Consider the following 15,135-nt stretch of genomic DNA (forward strand, 5'->3'; position numbering starts at 1 on the left):
GAATCACCTATCAGGGATAACGATGAGTATCAGCGAATTTTCTACTCTTAAACCGCAGGTTGTGGTGCCGCGTTACAACCGCAGCCTGCTAAAAACACGTATTGCGCATATTGGCTTTGGCGCATTCCACCGGGCGCATCAGGCGGTCTGTGCCGATAAACTGGCGGCTGAGCACGGTAGCGACTGGGGCTATTGCGAAATTAACCTGATTGGCGGCGAACAGCAGATTGAGGCTATTCGCCAGCAGGATTTGCTGTGGTCGGTTTCCGAAATGGCGGACAGCGGCTGGCATAGCCGGGTCATCGGCGTAGCAACCGGTGCGCTGCATGCGGAAGTCGAAGGCATCGAGGCGGTGCTGGAAGCGCTAAGCGTGCCGGATATCGCCATTGTGTCGATTACCGTCACGGAGAAAGGCTATTGCCACCATCCGGCGACGGGGCAGTTGAATAGTGAACATCCGCTGATTTGCCACGATCTGGGGTTGCCCGCAGAACCACGCTCCCTGCCCGGTGTGATTCTGGCTGCTATCAAACGCAGACGGGAACGCCAGCTACCGGCATTCAGCGTGATGTCCTGCGACAATATGCCGGAAAACGGGCACGTCACGCGCAACGTGATTGTGCAACTGGCCGAGCTGCAGGATGTCGAATTGGCGCGCTGGATTGAACAGCACGTCACCTTTCCGTCCACGATGGTGGACCGGATTGTTCCGGCTATCACTGAGGAAACGCTGGAGACGATTCAGGGACAGCTGGGTGTCGCCGATCCGGCGGGTATTGCCTGCGAGCCGTTTTTCCAGTGGGTGATTGAAGACAACTTCGTTAACGGTCGTCCCGCGTGGGAAAAAGCCGGTGCGGAATTGGTACAGGATGTCCTGCCGTTTGAGGAAATGAAGCTACGGATGCTGAACGGCAGCCACTCGTTTCTGGCATATCTGGGCTACCTTGCTGGCTATCAACATATCAGCGAGTGCATGCAGGACAGCGACCTGGTCGCGGCGGCGCATCACCTGATGTTGCATGAACAGGCGCCGACGCTGCGTACACAGGGAGTCGATCTCGCCGCCTATGCAGATGCGCTACTGGATCGCTATCGCAATCGGGCGTTAAAACACCGTACCTGGCAGATTGCGATGGACGGTTCGCAAAAACTGCCGCAGCGGATGCTGGATTCGATCCGCTGGCATCTGGCGCGCGGTAGCCGTTTTGATGCGCTGGCGCTCGGCGTGGCGGGGTGGATGCGCTATGTCGGCGGCGTAGACGAGCAAGGAAAACCGATTGAAATCAGCGATCCGCTAAAAGATCAGATCGCTGAAGCGGTGCAACGCAGCCCGGAAGGCGAGAGCCGGGTTGCGGCGCTGCTGACGCTGACGGTGATTTTCGGTGAGGACTTACCGAAAAATCCTGTCTTTGTCGATGTGGTGACGCAGCACTACCTGTCATTGCTAGAGAAGGGCGTGAAGGGCACATTGCAGGAGTGTGACTGGTAAGACGAAAGCGCGATGGCGATGGCCGTCGCGTGACGGCATTAGATAGCCGTGACGATAAAACAACGCAGGGTGAGGCAAATGCCGACGATGCCTCGCTCTGTGTCTCCCACTCTCACTACGACTGGCGTTGTAACACTGACACTCGCTGCGCTAAGCGTGTATCATAAGCGGTAAATTTCTTGGCTAAGCACAGCGGCATGGATACCTCTTTTCAGATCAACAACAACGAACCAGTCAACCAGCAAATTTATCGCGTACTGCGCAAAGACATTGTGGAATGCAATATTCCGCCGGGTAAGCTGCTGTCTGAAAAAGAAATTTCTGTGCGTTTTGACGTTTCCCGCCAGCCGGTCAGAGAGGCTTTTATCAAGCTGGCAGAGGCCGGGCTGGTGCAGATCCTGCCGCAGCGCGGCACGTTTGTGATGAAGATCTCCGAGCAGCGCGTGGCGGATGCCCGCTTTATCCGTCAGGCACTGGAATGCGCGATTGTGCGTCGGGCGGCAGAAATGGTGACGGAAGAACAGCTGCTGACGCTGGAGCACAATTTACGCCGTCAGGAACTGGCCGCGCAGAATGAGCAGGTACGCGAGTTTCTCAGCCTTGATGACAGCTTCCATCAGCTTCTGACGCAGATTGCCAACTGTCCGCTGGCGTGGGAAACCATTGAGTCGATTAAAGCGACGATGGACCGCGTACGTTTTCTCAGCCTGAGCCAGGTTTCACCGCCAGTCAGTCTGATCCAACAGCACTACCTGATTTTTAACGCCCTGAAAGCGCGTGACCCTGATGCCGCGGAAAAAGCGATTCGTGAGCATTTGCAGGAAATGATCTATTCGATTACGCCGATTGCGCAACAGAATAGCGACTGGTTTGAGCACGCCTGATCGCGTTGACTTGAGTGCGTTGAATAGTGGCTTCCCCGTCTCCGGTGGAAGCCATGTCACAGAAGACTACTTGAGCGGCTGTGGCAGGGTAATCACCCACAGTTCGTTATCGGCTTCTGGCTTCTCCAACGGTTTGATGGCTAACGTTGTCTCGACCGCCTTGCCGTTCCGCGTCAGTTTGCCATCGGCAGTAACCTGATAGTCATCCGCCTTATCTTTTGCTTTCACCGGGGATTGCAGCACGGATTGTAGGCCAAAGTCGTTGTCGTTAATGACCGCCAGCGTTTGCTTATCGACCAGCGCCAGACCTTCCACTTTCTCCTGCTGCCAGCCGAGCTTACGCAGATCCACCAGCTCCTGCTTGTGCGCCAGCGTAATGCCGCGTTTTTCCAACTGGGCGAGATCGTCAAATTCCGGCGATTTGCCATCGGCATCGAACGGCGTCAGGTCGCTCGCTTTGCTGAGATCGACCAGATAGATGCGGTTCTGCATCTGTTTGTCTTTATCCGCGCCTTGCTCGACCAGCAGAATGCGCTGATTATCCAGCGCCACGATATCGCCGATTTTGGCATCCTTCGCTTTCTTATAGCTGTCGATGTTGATGGGGTAACCCAGCATGCGGCTGGTCTTGGTTTCCGGGTTAAACATCACCAGACGCGTAAACTGCGCTTTGTTTTTGCTTTTGCCGTCGATATCCAGCGTACTTTGTACAGCCATGACGATCGTGCCGTCCGGCAGGCGGGTCAGGCCTTCAAAACCCCGATTTGGCTGACGCCACTTGATGATATTCGGTAAGCCGCTGGCAACAGAGTGTTCATTGCCCGCAGGCGTCGGCCCGAATTTTTGCAGGATCTTCCCGCTGGCATCAACGTGGATCAGGAACGGGCCGTATTCGTCACACAGCCAGAAACCGCCGTTGCCGTCCGGCGTAATCCCTTCGGTGTCCAGCCCACGCTGGCTGGTACTGAGCGGTTGTAGGGCGTCATTCAGCGCCACTTCATTGGTGGTGCCGATAACGTCCGCAGGTAGCGGCAGGCCGGTGATCTTGCCCTCGACATCGTGCAACGGGCGTGAATTGCTCGCCTCTGCGAATTTTGCACTGACCCGAATATCCATCATCAGCGGCGCGTAATCAGGGCTGGCAAAGATCTTGGCCTCTTTCTCGCCGACCAACGGCGCATCGGCATTTGGGCCGCGATCGGTGACGGTGACGAACATCAGGTCGTCACCCTGTTTACCGGTAAAATAGAGGCCGGAACCAATGCCGACAGGCAGACCGTTGGGGAAGTTCTGGGCAAATTTGCCCTGATACGCCACACGCTCGCTGGCTGGGAAGGTGACGACATAGCGTGTCACTTTTTCTCCTGCGGCCTGAACGCTGAACGGCAAAAATCCGGCAACCAGCAGTGCTAACAACGTGTGTTTCATGCTATTCCCCATCAACGGTCATTCTGGTGGTGGCTACGGTGCGTTGACCGTGCCGCCTGTCGCGGACGAAGGGCTGTTTTCCTTCTCCTTATTTTTCTCTTTTTCTTTCATGCCACCCGGATCGGGCCGAGGGTAATCATAATCAATACGCAGAGGGTGTGCATAGGCGCTGTTCCACAGTTGTGTATAAAGCATGTCTACCCGCTGCGCCATCGCCGGGTTCTGAATCACCATCTCCAGATTGCGCGAGTTATCCAGATAGCCGCCGCTCCAGTTGCTGGTGCCAATCCAGGCTTTTTTGCCGTCGATGGTCATGATCTTACTGTGGATCACGCGGGCAAACGGGATGAAGCCGCTGCTGGCTTGCGGTATGGATACCGTTTTTATCTGGATGTTGGGTAGCACCGCCAGGCTTTTCAGGTAGGCGATATTCGGCATTTTGGTGCTCCATTCGGACACCATCAGCTCGATCTGGACGCCGCGTGCGGCGGCGGCACGAATGGCGTTATCGATAACCGCGTAGTACGGGCGCGTTTTATCCGGGCCGTAGGAGAGTGGGACGTAATCCATCACCTGAATGCGCACCTGCTGCTGGGCTTCGGCTAGCAAGCGGGGGAGTTCTTCTTCGGAATCTATCACGCCAGCGGGATTGAACGCTTTGGGGCTGGCAACCAGATAGTTGCCCGAACGGTCAACAGGTTGCGTTGTCGCGGGCAGCGGCGGAACGGTTTCACCGTGGGCCAGTCGCGCCTGCGCCTGCCAGTCTTGTTCGAAAATAGCGCCAATTTGCTTCACCACGTGTGGATCGTCGATCAATAATCCCGTTTCGTGAATGTGTTCCAGCGCCCGCCAGTCAAGATTCTGGCTGCCCATGTAGGCCTGTTTGCTATCAACCAGCAGGTATTTGGCATGCACAATACCGCCGCTCAGGCGTTCAAAAGGAATCACGTGCAGCTCCAGATTCGGAATCGTTTTGAGCTGTTCCAGCGTGTCCTGCGTAGAAATTTTTAGCCCTTTCTCTTCGAGCAGCAGGCGGATTCGCACGCCGCGTTCTCCGGCGGCACGCAGATGTTGTAAGACGTTATCAAAACGTGTTCCCGCCTGATTCGCGACATAGAATTGACCCAGTTCAATGGTGTGCTGGGCGTTATCAAACAGCGATATCCACACCGCATCGCTGGGGCGTAAATCGGGGGCGATCAGCGTGGTTTCTACCGGGGCGTCATACACTAATTCATAGCCGGGAATGCGGTAACCGCTAGCGCTGGCGTCGGCATGGGCTGACGCACTCACAATAAACAATACGCCTCCTGTCAGCAGTGTGTTGATGCAATGCTTCCAGCGTCGCCCCGGATTGATGAAACCACAACGATTAAGCATAGCGCTTCTCCGCCATCGCTTTTTCCGTTACGGCACTGTCTGTCATGGAATGGTGCGTTACCGCAGGGCCCGCTTTCTGTTGGCGAGTATGCGGCATTCCGGCGCGAATCAGCAGGACTTTCAGCATTTCGTTGATGTGTTCCATTCGGCTTTGCAGGAAATTGTTCCCCAGCAGGCAAACTAGCGCGATGGCGATGCCCAGCCCAGTGGCGTACAGCGCGGTTCCCATTCCGGCAGAAACCTGGCTCGGGTCGGAGATTCCCGCGGCGGACAGCGCTTTGAAGGTTTCGATAATCCCCATGATGGTGCCAAGCAGCCCCAGTAACGGTGCTGCGGTGACGACCGTCTCCAGAATCCATAGCCCGCGCGACAGCTGCGGCTTACTTTGCAGATATTGTGCGTCGATCAGGTCGTTAAGCGCATCGCGGTTTTCTGCCTGATGCGACTGCGCCAGCACGGGCGTGACGACAGTGATGGGCAGGCTGGGGCGCTGGGTCAGGGCGTCCGGCAGATCGTGAATGTGACGGATGCCCGCCGTCAGGGCGCGCTCCAGACGTTTGGCCTGTCGGCGCGTATAGGAAAAATAGAGACTGCGTTCGATGATGATCATCAGGGCGATCACCAGTGAGGCGTACATGATGTAGAAAATAATCTCGTGCAGCATATCGGCGTTCATGGCCTGATCCTTTTGTTGCCTTGTTAGGCATTGTTTGTGATTGATGACGATGCGCGTCGGGCGGGTGTAATGGGTAGATCGTAAAGACGCTGCAAGTACATCCTTGTAAGCTCGAGCCGCGCCATCCCTGGCGCGGACGCTTTACTCTTCTATCCCATTACCCCCGTTTTGCTCTGTATTTAGACTATTAACAGATTAGAACGTGGCTTCCAGTGAGGCGCTGAAGGTGCGCTCTTCCCCGACGTTGTAAAACGGTGTGCCTGCCGATACGCCGTTATACGACCGTGAGTTGAAGCTCACTGAACGTGCGGAGTCGAGGTACTCTTTGTCGAACAGGTTGCTGACGCCAAAGCGTAAGGTGGCGCTTTTCACGATCTTCTTATCCACTGGCAGATAGACACCGGCGCTGAGATCGAAAACGGTACGTCCGCCGATCTTCTCGTCATTGGTCATGTCGCCGTAGAACGAACCGACATAGCGGCTGTTCACGCCGGCATAGTAGAGACCGTCGTCATAGCCCAGCCCGAGGTTGAGCATATTTTTCGGCGCGTTGGCGACCTGCTTGCCCATAGTGGGGAGCTGGCTGCCACTGGTGGCGAGATTGTTTTTCTGCTCAGTGTCGGTATAGGTATAAGCGGCGAAGTAGTTGAAGTTATGTGGCAGCTTGCCGCTCCACTCCAGTTCCAGTCCTTTGTTTTCCACTTTCCCAGCGTTGATCATTTCGTAATCGCCGTTGGCGTCACGGCTGGAGATCTGACGGTCGGTAAACTGGATAAAGAACAGCGAAGCGCTCAGCAGCATGTCCTCGTTCTGGAAGCGCCAGCCGAGTTCCTGATTCCAGCTCAGTTCCGGTTTGGTATTGATGGAATCGCCAACGTTGTACAAGACGTAGTTGGGCGGGGTACGCATGTTGCGCGTGATGTTATAGAACACCTGATTTTCGGTATTGATGCGGTAGGCTGCGTTAAAGCTAGGCAGGAATTCGTGGTATTTCTTGTTCTTTTTCTCTGCGACGTTGTACAAGCTGCCGAGGTTAGTGCCGTCACGTTCTACGTGCTGATAGGCCAGACCGCCGGTGAACGTCCATTCCGGGGAGAAGAACCAGGTGTCCTGAACCCAAATTTTATGGGCTGGCGTGACGGTAAACTGGTTACGGCCTTGAACCACTTTCCCATTCGCGTCGGTGATCTGATCCGCATCGCCGGGTTTGCCGGAAATGTTAGCCGGGGTACCGTCGCTCTTAATCGGAATGAACGGCTGCGTTTGACGCTGACGGGCACGCTCGAACCAGTAGCCGATATCCAGACTATGCTCGTCGCTAATATCCCATTTCAGCTTGGTGGTGATACCCGGCCGCCAGGTTTCCGTCCACGACGGGCGATAGTAGGTGTTGGAGGTCAGGTTGCTGAGATCGTAGTTACCTGCGCGGTCCGACGTGGCGGATAACACGCTGGCAGTTCCGCTGCCGAAGCTACCGCCGTTCGTCGAGAAATAGTAAGGCTGTAACGTCAGCGCCATGTTATCGCGCAACTGCAACTTCTGGGTGAACGTGACATTCAGCGTTTCAAAGTTATTGCGGTTGAGTTTGTAGTATTGGGAAATTTGTCCACGGTTGTTGTAAACCGGCGTCGTGGCGTAATCCATCTTGCGCCCATTCTGCTCGAACTGCCGTTTGCTCAGCGTCGAGTAGTTGATGGTATCTTGCTTATTGTATTTCACAATCAGGTTACTGCTGTGGCCGTTTTCATGTTCATACAGGCCGTTCCATTCGACTTTATCGGCACGGGAATACCCTGCGCCACGCCATTTGTCGGAATCGGTATACGAGTAAGAGAGCCAACTGCTGAAGCCGTTGTGCTTACCGGTTTCCAGACGTGCGAACGTCTTGCTGAGGTTGTTGCTGCCGAACGTTTGCTTAACGAAACCGCCAAAATCTTTCGCCGGACGGTGGGAAACCAGCCCGATGTTACCGCCGCTGGCGCCGATGTGTGGGCCGTCCATTTCTGATGATCCCTGGGTGACAAAGATCTGCTCCAGGTTTTCCGGGTCGCCCATACCGTTCGGGTACACGGCGTAGTCGCCGGAGTCATTGACGGGAATGCCGTCTGATGACAGGCCGACCTGATCCGCACTCATGCCGCGCATGGTATAGCTGACGCCGCTTAAGCCGCTGGCGTCGTTACTGCTGACGTTCAGGCCCGCGGTGTATTTCAGTTTATCAATGGCGTTGCCAGCTGCGGGCATTTTATCCAGCGCGTCTTTTGTCACGGTTGAGCGCGATTTGGCGCTGTCTTCCTGAACCATTAATCCTGCGCCAAGCGGTTGCCCTTGTACGTTGATGGTGCCGACATCTGTCGCTTCCTCCGCCAGCGCGGAACCTGCCAGTAATGCGCCGACGACGGACAAACATACCCCAGAAAGTTTGAACGGTTTCATTTAATAATCTCAGTATTATCAGTGACTTATTAATCAACATGTTGTTGACGTTATTTTTGCTGATTCACTCTCTTGCTCAGGTGCGAAACGCTACTGCGCTTGATAATCGAACGTGGCTAAAAAGCGTTTTGTGCTTTGTCCTGCAAAGGCGTCGGCAGGGAAGGCCCGAACCTGTTTGATGCTCTGTAAGCTGGCTTGCGCCGCTCGGTTCAGCAGCATGCTGCGTGCTTTGCTACTGATTCCTGAATCGATGACGCGTCCTGTGCGATCGACCTCCAGCCAGACTTCAACCCGGCCTTCGGGGCGTTCGAGTGATGCCTGACGTCCAGTCGGGTAGCGTTTGGTTTGTTCAAGCTGCGCACGTAGCGCCTGCGCATAGCTATTTTCCAGCGCGGCAACATTCACCGATGGTGCGGAAGGCGCTGCCGGTGCCGGACGCTTGGTCGGGGCTTCCGGGCGTGGAGCAGTCGGTTTAGCCGGAGCGGGGGTCGGTTTAGGCTTGGTTTCCGCTTTGGGCTTAACCTCTGGTTTAGGCTTCGGCTTCACTTCGGGTTTCGGCGGTGTAACTGGCGGAGCTTCTATGATCGGATCCGGCTCATTCACCGGAATCGGCTCGGGTTCGGGTTCTGGTTGTGGCACCGGTTCGGGTTCCGGCTCAGGGAGCGGCTCGGGCTGGGGAATTGGTTCCGGTTCAGCCAGCGTGAGCGCCATGACCGTTTCGTCGTATTGCTGCTGAACTTTCAGCGGCGGCTGTTGGCTGGCGAAGAACAGGCAGGTAGCAAAGACCGGCAGCGGCAACCAACTGATGGCGTGGCGTGAGCGATAGAGCAGATACATGTCACGATTTCCGGGTAGCGATAGAAATGGACGAGAACCCACCCTGACGCAGGGTATCCATGACGGCCACCAGTCGCTCAACCTCGACGCTTTTATCGCTGTTGATAATGATGGTGGTTTGCTGGTCTTGCTGCTGCTGTTGCAGCGTCGTAACAAGATCGCTTAGCGCCATCGGCTGTCCGTCCAGCTCAAGGTGATCCTGTGCGCCAAGCGTGATGATCGCTTTCTTCTGCGGCTTGAGTTGCTGCGCGCTGCCGGCGGCGGGGAGCTGTGTTTTCAGGCCCAGCGCAGGAATAACGTTCATGCTGATCAGCACAAAAAAGACCAGCAGGAACATCATCACATCGATCATCGGAACCAAATCGATGTGGGCTTTTTGCTTCTTGGGTTCGTTCCAGTTTCTCATTACTCACTTCCCTACAGGCGCGAATGTCTGAATTTCTGAACAGGGCAATCCGCGTGGCGCCGAAACAAAGCAGCCAATATAGGTAGGGTTTGTTTAAGTTTTTTTACATTTATGTGATTAATTTTTCATGTTGATGCAATTTGATGGTAATTTTTTGCCAAAAAATAAGTTTTTTTGAGGTTTTTGCATCATTTCTAACAACAGAAGGGAAATACCCAAAAAGGGAGAGAGACAGCTGGTGGGGGATAACAGCGAAAAATACATGGCCAGCGGGAGCCGCTGGCCTGACAGTTATGTTTTTCCCGGTGGTTTCCTGAAGGTGGGAAGTTTTCTGAAAGCGAAAAAGAGCTGTAGCGTGTTGCACAGCACCAGAAAGGCGGTGATGACGAACACCCAGCGGAATCCCATCATGGCGGACACGCCGGAACCGACCAGCGGCCCTAGTACGTTGCCCAGATACATGAATGACTGGTTATAGCCGAAGATACGGCCTGTCACCTGCTGGCTGCTGTATTTAACCAACAGCGCCTGCACAGTTGGCATGAGTGCGCCATCGGCAAAGCCCAGCATAAAGCGCAGGATGCCGAGTTGCGTGGGGCTTTTTACCGCCGCCATGACCAGGAACAGCAGCACGCTGATCGCCAGTGCGGCGATCAACACGCGGTGTGCGCCGATCCGGTCGCCTAAACGACCCAGACGCGGTGCGGATAGCAGGGCGGACACGCCGGGAATGGCGGCAATCACGCCGCTGATAAAGGCAATGTTGTCCGTGCCGGGAGTCAGATCGCGGATGAACAGGGTGAGGATGGGGCTGATGGAGCCGTTCGCCATCTGGATCATCATCGTTGTAATGAACAGACAGATGATGAGCGCCGGATACGGCAGGGAAGCAAAGACGGCTTTCCCGCTGAGCCGATTCTCTTTGGTGACCTTAACCACGCTCTCTTTAATCGCGAAAAGCGTAATCAGGAAGCTGGTAAACAGCATACCGCCGGTGATGAAAAAGACGATGCGTAGCCCGATGTAGTCGGCCATAAAGCCGCCAAATAAGGGGCCGAGAATGACACCGGCGATCTGCCCGGTCGATAGCATACCCAGCGCCCAGCCGCTTTTTTCACGCGGAACCTGCGAGGCGATCAGCGCCATCGCGTTGGGAATGTACCCGGAGGTCAACCCCATGAGCGTGCGCAGGATAAACAGGTGCCACACGTTGGTTGCCAGCCCTTGCAACGACATCACGATCGCCATGCCCAGCGCGGCGCGCAGCAGCATAAGCTTGCGGCCTTTACGGTCGGCGAGACTTCCCCACAGTGGCGCAACGGCGGCGGAGACGAGAAAGGACGAACTGAAGATCAAGCCGGACCACAGGCTCAGCGATTCGTGCGAGTGAACGCCAAGCTGCTCAATGTACAACGGCAGGAAGGGTAATATCTGGCTCATGGCCAGCCCGGTGAAAAAGCATCCCAGCCAGGCAGAGAAGAGGTTAAGTTTCCAGGTTTCCATGGGGTCGGAATAGGCCTTCATCAGCGAATAACTCATGGCGAAACCGTGGTGACTGCGCGCGAAAAAAAGTGTGCTAACCGGCAGTGAATGGCGCTCAATTAATAACGGACAGTGACTAAAATTTCGTCTTTCATCATGAGCATAGCATAGCCTGCGGCGTATTGGTCACTGAGGGTAATGATTCGCAACAAAAGAGAATCAGCGTGGGGAGAAAGCGGGTTGGGGGGAAAGTATCGGTGGATTTTATTGTGTGATATACATCACAAAAAATTAGCTTTTGCTCAACAAGGGTTGTACAATTCATCGCCATAAGGCGGGGTCCTGCTATTAAGACAAACGTCATCCCATCGCGTCATTAAAATTATCGCTTAATTAAACAATAAGTTAAGTAAAACAAGGTGAAAAAAGTGCGTAACTTCTTTAAAAAAATGCTGGCGGCTTACCTGAATACTTATAAAGACGTACCGCCCGGCGCACTGTTCTAAGAATCTGTGCTATGCAAACAGGCCGCCATCATGGCGGCCTGTGTATTTATGGGGATCCGAGAACCAATGTAACGCGGTTCTGAGCCGGTTCCCCTTTTTGTGGTGATATTACTTCGTGCTGTAGACCGGAACGGCCGTCACTTCTGGCACGGCTTCGGTCAGGTAGGCACCGGCTGCGCTGCTTCTGACTTCATTTTCATCAATAAAGCCATAGAACACGCCTTGCGACGCGGAAGCGCCGCGAATTTCCGCATCCCCGCGCATCTGCGCATTGCCTGACAGCACAATGCCGCGTTCAAACGCGCCCGGCCCCATGAAGACCGTATGCAGCCGCGCGTTATCGCGTACGACGGTATTGCCTTGCAGCACTGTCAGGCCGCTAACGACAGCGCGCCCTTCTACCGTTCCGCTCAAAATCGTTGCACGATCTTCAATTCTGGCGTTATCCCTCACCGTACCGCCGATAACGCGAGCGTAAGGCCCGACGTATGCGGTAGGAGCAACATTTGCTGCGTTGGATACCCAGCCGCCACCGTTGGCGTGGCGAGAACCGTTAGCGGTTGGATTTGGCGCGCCAGGCTGGCTGCCTTCCGGCCAGACACCGGTGAAATCAGCCATCCACGGGTAGCGGTAAAGAGAGTAGTAAGCCTGATCCCACTTGATCTTCTGCATTTGCGACGGTGTGCCCATGACCACCATGTAAATGCCGCGATCGTCCTGACGGATCGTGAAGTTTTTCACCGTGGCAGACGCACCGCGCTGCAACTCGCTGTAGCGAGAAACGCCGTCCGAACCGATAGCAACAATCCCCCAGCGCCAGTCAGAATTAGGCTGCGGCATGGTTGCTGGATCGTTTTTCAGCCCAGGGAAACGGGTAATGGCAGATTTGCTCTGCACCATGCCACGGAATTTGACGGTGATTTGCGTCGCGCCACTTTCTGGGATCAGCCGGACGATGTTGTAGCCCAACTGCTGCGGAGCCTGATCGAACGGGACAGAGAAACGACGGAGGTTGGCGCTGGCGCCGACAACCGGCTCAAGCGTCGTGGTTCTCAGCAGACGGTCAGCGTTATTCTGGTTGGGTTGTACCGCACCATAGCCGCCGTAGGTTGAACGATAAAAACGGCCACGATCGAAACCGTCTGGATCGACGTAATCCCAGTTGACGTTGTGCATCGCCCAGTCGCCGAAGACATCGTTAAATTCAGACTGGCTCCAGCCCATGTTGGTACGCAGAACGGACAGCGGATCGGCGGTAGACTGGCCGCTTTCGCCCCATTTCGGCGCTTTTGCCCACATATCGTTGATGGCGCCATAGCCAAAGCGGTTCTTCAGGTATTCCATAAACTGCCAGTTGCAGTAACGGTTACGCGTCGAACCCAGGTAAATATGCGAATAGTTGACCTGCATTTCCGAACAGTGTGCTGACGTACCGCGGAATTCATCCATCTGGTGCGTCATCCAGTTCGCGTGGGATTCCCAAATCCAGCCAACGTAGTTATCACCCGAACTCTGGAAGCCGCCAGTTTGCCCTTGCAGCGCATGGGTAAATTCGTGTGCCAGTCCCCAGTTATCTTTGAGCGATGCAGGGCCGATCCACATGCCCATGCTGCCACCGCCCGCAATACCCCCACTGAGCCCAAAGGTGGGATCGATGTGAATATTGGCTTTATATTTCACGGTCTGCTTGCAATAAGGCTCGGGGAACTGAATTTGTTTAATAAACTTATCCCAAATTTGTTCCAGTTTCTGCCCTGCGGCAACCGCATCATTACGGTTAACGTCGTTATTATTCCAGCGAAAGGCAAAGTGCTCAGTCTGGTATTTTACGGAAGGCATATCGGTGATGGAATTATCCACCTGCCAGTTACCCGCGACACAAGCCTCAGCGGCGTTTGCCGTATTGACCATTAGGGCGCCGCTTAAAATGAGTAGACAGTTTAACGGCGTGAGAAGTGTTTTTATTTTTGGCATAAATCCTTTTCCTAGCATGAATATTGCTAATCAGCCTTATTATTTCAAGGAGGGAAATTCTCCGTTGATAGATAAGGCCCCATCCCAAGGCCATCATGGCCTATATCCGTCATACTTCAAGTCACCCGTGCGTTGGCTGTACTCGTTCACCCCAGTGACTTACTGATGTAATCTCCCGGGGATTTACTGCGTCGCTGCCTGCATGTGACTCGAATTATTTAGGATCTATTTTGCTTAAGTAAAAAACATATCGGCCTCTGTAAGAAGAGGCCGACTGGATTATAGATTAAATTTATCTTGTTACCTATTTCATTTTAAATTTTGGTTATGTTCAAGTTTCCTAAAATAAACGTGGTTATTGGTGTAATGCTTTATTATCCAATAAAGCAGACTGGCTGCCAGTAGCGAATTAAACGCCGGGACGCCCCATTCAAAGGCTAATCCAACGATAGCGCCGACAATACTGGCAATAATAGCGAGCCAGCCAATCAGCGGTGTTTGTGCGCTGTCAGGTAATTGGCCTTCGGCACGGCTGGCGTCGAGCAGCGCTCTGTGGGTTCGTAAAATATAATAATCAACCAGCATCACACCGATAATTGGGGGAAATAACACGCCTAATAGAGTCAGAAAATCGATAAAGCGATCCAGAATACCGGCGACCGAAAGCGCTGTGCCGATGAGGCCAATCACCAGCGTGATCGAGACATAGCGTAATTTTTTCCCCGTGACGCCCTCTATGGCATTGGCGATTCCCAAAGAGGAGGAATAAAGGTTGATATCGTTTACTCTCAGTGTTGAAAATATAACGGCAATCAGCCCGATGCCGCCAGCTGCCTGAGACATGATCGTCACAACGTCTGCGGTATTGAGCGCACGGGCAATAATGATGGCGAGGCCATTTACAATAAATTCCCCGACGATAATCGACAGCATCGTCATCCAGAAAACGTGTTTTCCGGTTTGAGAATAACGCGTCATATCTGGAGTAATTAAGCTGGCGACGATGCAGCCGCCTACGACCATTGTTGCACCGGCGCTAATAGAAATCGCCGCGCCGTTAGGCGCAGAAGCGATCAGTTCGGCAATATTGTGACCGGAGAGCGTCATGATAGAGATATAGCCGACGACGATGACAAACATCGGTACGGCAATTTTGGCGGTGAAGCGTAATGCTCTGAAACCGAAGGCAACGAGTAGCGTCAGCGCAATTCCAGACAGGGCGGCAGACCAGCCAAAACCGAGCTTATCCGCCATCGCAAAGTTGAGCGCTTTGGCGAATACGGCATTCTGGACGCCGAACCAGCCGATGAGGCTAACGGCGATGACCAGCCCAATCAGGACGGAACCAATACGGCCAAAGCCGCACCAGCGTGCGAGCAGGCTGCCCGACATACCTTCTTTCATCCCGGCGTAGCCCAGCCCCACGGTTACCACGCCAAAAATGGCGCTGCCGATAAAGATGGCGAGAAATGCCTGACTGAGCGTCATGGAATGGCCGAGCACGGCGCCTAACATAAACTGGTCTAGCGCGGTTAACATGCCGATGTGTACTAATGCCACATTTAAAAAAGGCAGCCGGACACTCAGCGGAACGCGGCTGACGGGGTAATCATCTATTTTTTCCATAGGGATATGTT

12 protein-coding genes are annotated in these 15,135 nt (G+C 54.3%); 3 read left to right on the plus strand and 9 right to left on the minus strand.

All coding sequences use genetic code 11. The features are described from left to right. Nucleotides 1–22: 22 nt before the first annotated feature. Together R9X49_RS00235 and R9X49_RS00240 are read left to right on the plus strand one after the other, a co-directional pair. A complete protein-coding gene (locus R9X49_RS00235) occupies nucleotides 23–1,489 on the plus strand; it encodes a mannitol dehydrogenase family protein (protein WP_319846742.1) in 1,467 nt (488 codons plus the stop codon). Nucleotides 1,490–1,686: 197 nt separating this feature from the next. Further along, nucleotides 1,687–2,373 carry a GntR family transcriptional regulator gene (locus R9X49_RS00240; RefSeq protein WP_319846744.1) on the plus strand — a complete coding sequence of 229 codons (687 nt, stop codon included), beginning with the start codon at nucleotides 1,687–1,689 and terminating at the stop codon, nucleotides 2,371–2,373. A 66-nt stretch (nucleotides 2,374–2,439) separates the two neighbouring features. Here the strand turns inward: R9X49_RS00240 and R9X49_RS00245 are convergent, their stop codons facing one another. From R9X49_RS00245 to R9X49_RS00275, 7 genes are all read right to left on the minus strand, one after another. Next, nucleotides 2,440–3,801, minus strand: a complete 1,362-nt coding sequence (locus R9X49_RS00245) for an esterase-like activity of phytase family protein (RefSeq protein ID WP_319846745.1) — start codon at nucleotides 3,799–3,801, stop codon at nucleotides 2,440–2,442. Nucleotides 3,802–3,834: 33 nt separating this feature from the next. Next, complete coding sequence (locus R9X49_RS00250; protein ID WP_319846746.1) at nucleotides 3,835–5,181, minus strand: phospholipase D-like domain-containing protein; 1,347 nt, start codon at nucleotides 5,179–5,181, stop codon at nucleotides 3,835–3,837. Next, entirely contained in the window at nucleotides 5,174–5,857 is a 684-nt protein-coding gene (locus R9X49_RS00255; protein WP_319846747.1) for a MotA/TolQ/ExbB proton channel family protein, read from the minus strand. Before R9X49_RS00255 ends, R9X49_RS00250 begins: the two co-directional genes overlap by 8 nt. Nucleotides 5,858–6,052: 195 nt before the next feature. Then, nucleotides 6,053–8,293: a TonB-dependent receptor gene (locus R9X49_RS00260; protein ID WP_319846748.1), complete on the minus strand. Its 2,241-nt coding sequence runs from the start codon at nucleotides 8,291–8,293 to the stop codon at nucleotides 6,053–6,055. Nucleotides 8,294–8,383: 90 nt separating this feature from the next. Then, the gene (locus tag R9X49_RS00265) at nucleotides 8,384–9,130 is read right to left on the minus strand and encodes an energy transducer TonB (RefSeq protein WP_319846749.1); all 747 of its coding nucleotides are present in this window, start codon (nucleotides 9,128–9,130) and stop codon (nucleotides 8,384–8,386) included. A gap of 1 nt (nucleotide 9,131) precedes the next feature. Next, complete coding sequence (locus R9X49_RS00270) at nucleotides 9,132–9,536, minus strand: ExbD/TolR family protein (RefSeq protein WP_107168199.1); 405 nt, start codon at nucleotides 9,534–9,536, stop codon at nucleotides 9,132–9,134. A gap of 291 nt (nucleotides 9,537–9,827) precedes the next feature. Then, a complete protein-coding gene (locus tag R9X49_RS00275; protein ID WP_319848553.1) occupies nucleotides 9,828–11,039 on the minus strand; it encodes a multidrug efflux MFS transporter in 1,212 nt (403 codons plus the stop codon). Nucleotides 11,040–11,446: 407 nt separating this feature from the next. Here R9X49_RS00275 and azuC point away from each other — a divergent pair, with 407 nt between their 5' ends. Further along, nucleotides 11,447–11,524, plus strand: coding sequence for a stress response protein AzuC (gene azuC / locus R9X49_RS23105; protein WP_014914323.1), 78 nt, complete (start codon nucleotides 11,447–11,449; stop codon nucleotides 11,522–11,524). Between the two features lie 108 nt (nucleotides 11,525–11,632). On the opposite strand, the gene R9X49_RS00280 is transcribed toward azuC, so the two are convergent. Together R9X49_RS00280 and R9X49_RS00285 are read right to left on the minus strand one after the other, a co-directional pair. Further along, nucleotides 11,633–13,498, minus strand: a complete 1,866-nt coding sequence (locus tag R9X49_RS00280; protein ID WP_319846750.1) for an Svx/AvrXca family virulence/avirulence protein — start codon at nucleotides 13,496–13,498, stop codon at nucleotides 11,633–11,635. Between the two features lie 309 nt (nucleotides 13,499–13,807). Continuing rightward, complete coding sequence (locus R9X49_RS00285; protein ID WP_319846751.1) at nucleotides 13,808–15,124, minus strand: cytosine permease; 1,317 nt, start codon at nucleotides 15,122–15,124, stop codon at nucleotides 13,808–13,810. Between the last annotated feature and the right edge of the window lie 11 nt (nucleotides 15,125–15,135).

Origin of the sequence: Pectobacterium carotovorum (genome assembly GCF_033898505.1) — a bacterium.
Taxonomy (GTDB): domain Bacteria; phylum Pseudomonadota; class Gammaproteobacteria; order Enterobacterales; family Enterobacteriaceae; genus Pectobacterium; species Pectobacterium carotovorum_J.

Excerpts from the sequence above, each read along its gene's own strand:
- R9X49_RS00235 (WP_319846742.1), top strand. The coding sequence starts at position 23 with ATGAGTATCAGCGAATTTTCTACTCTTAAACCGCAGGTTGTGGTGCCG.
- R9X49_RS00240 (WP_319846744.1), top strand. The coding sequence starts at position 1,687 with ATGGATACCTCTTTTCAGATCAACAACAACGAACCAGTCAACCAGCAA.
- R9X49_RS00245 (WP_319846745.1), bottom strand. The coding sequence starts at position 3,801 with ATGAAACACACGTTGTTAGCACTGCTGGTTGCCGGATTTTTGCCGTTC.
- R9X49_RS00250 (WP_319846746.1), bottom strand. The coding sequence starts at position 5,181 with ATGCTTAATCGTTGTGGTTTCATCAATCCGGGGCGACGCTGGAAGCAT.
- R9X49_RS00255 (WP_319846747.1), bottom strand. The coding sequence starts at position 5,857 with ATGAACGCCGATATGCTGCACGAGATTATTTTCTACATCATGTACGCC.
- R9X49_RS00260 (WP_319846748.1), bottom strand. The coding sequence starts at position 8,293 with ATGAAACCGTTCAAACTTTCTGGGGTATGTTTGTCCGTCGTCGGCGCA.
- R9X49_RS00265 (WP_319846749.1), bottom strand. The coding sequence starts at position 9,130 with ATGTATCTGCTCTATCGCTCACGCCACGCCATCAGTTGGTTGCCGCTG.
- R9X49_RS00270 (WP_107168199.1), bottom strand. The coding sequence starts at position 9,536 with ATGAGAAACTGGAACGAACCCAAGAAGCAAAAAGCCCACATCGATTTG.
- R9X49_RS00275 (WP_319848553.1), bottom strand. The coding sequence starts at position 11,039 with ATGGAAACCTGGAAACTTAACCTCTTCTCTGCCTGGCTGGGATGCTTT.
- R9X49_RS00280 (WP_319846750.1), bottom strand. The coding sequence starts at position 13,498 with ATGCCAAAAATAAAAACACTTCTCACGCCGTTAAACTGTCTACTCATT.
- R9X49_RS00285 (WP_319846751.1), bottom strand. The coding sequence starts at position 15,124 with ATGGAAAAAATAGATGATTACCCCGTCAGCCGCGTTCCGCTGAGTGTC.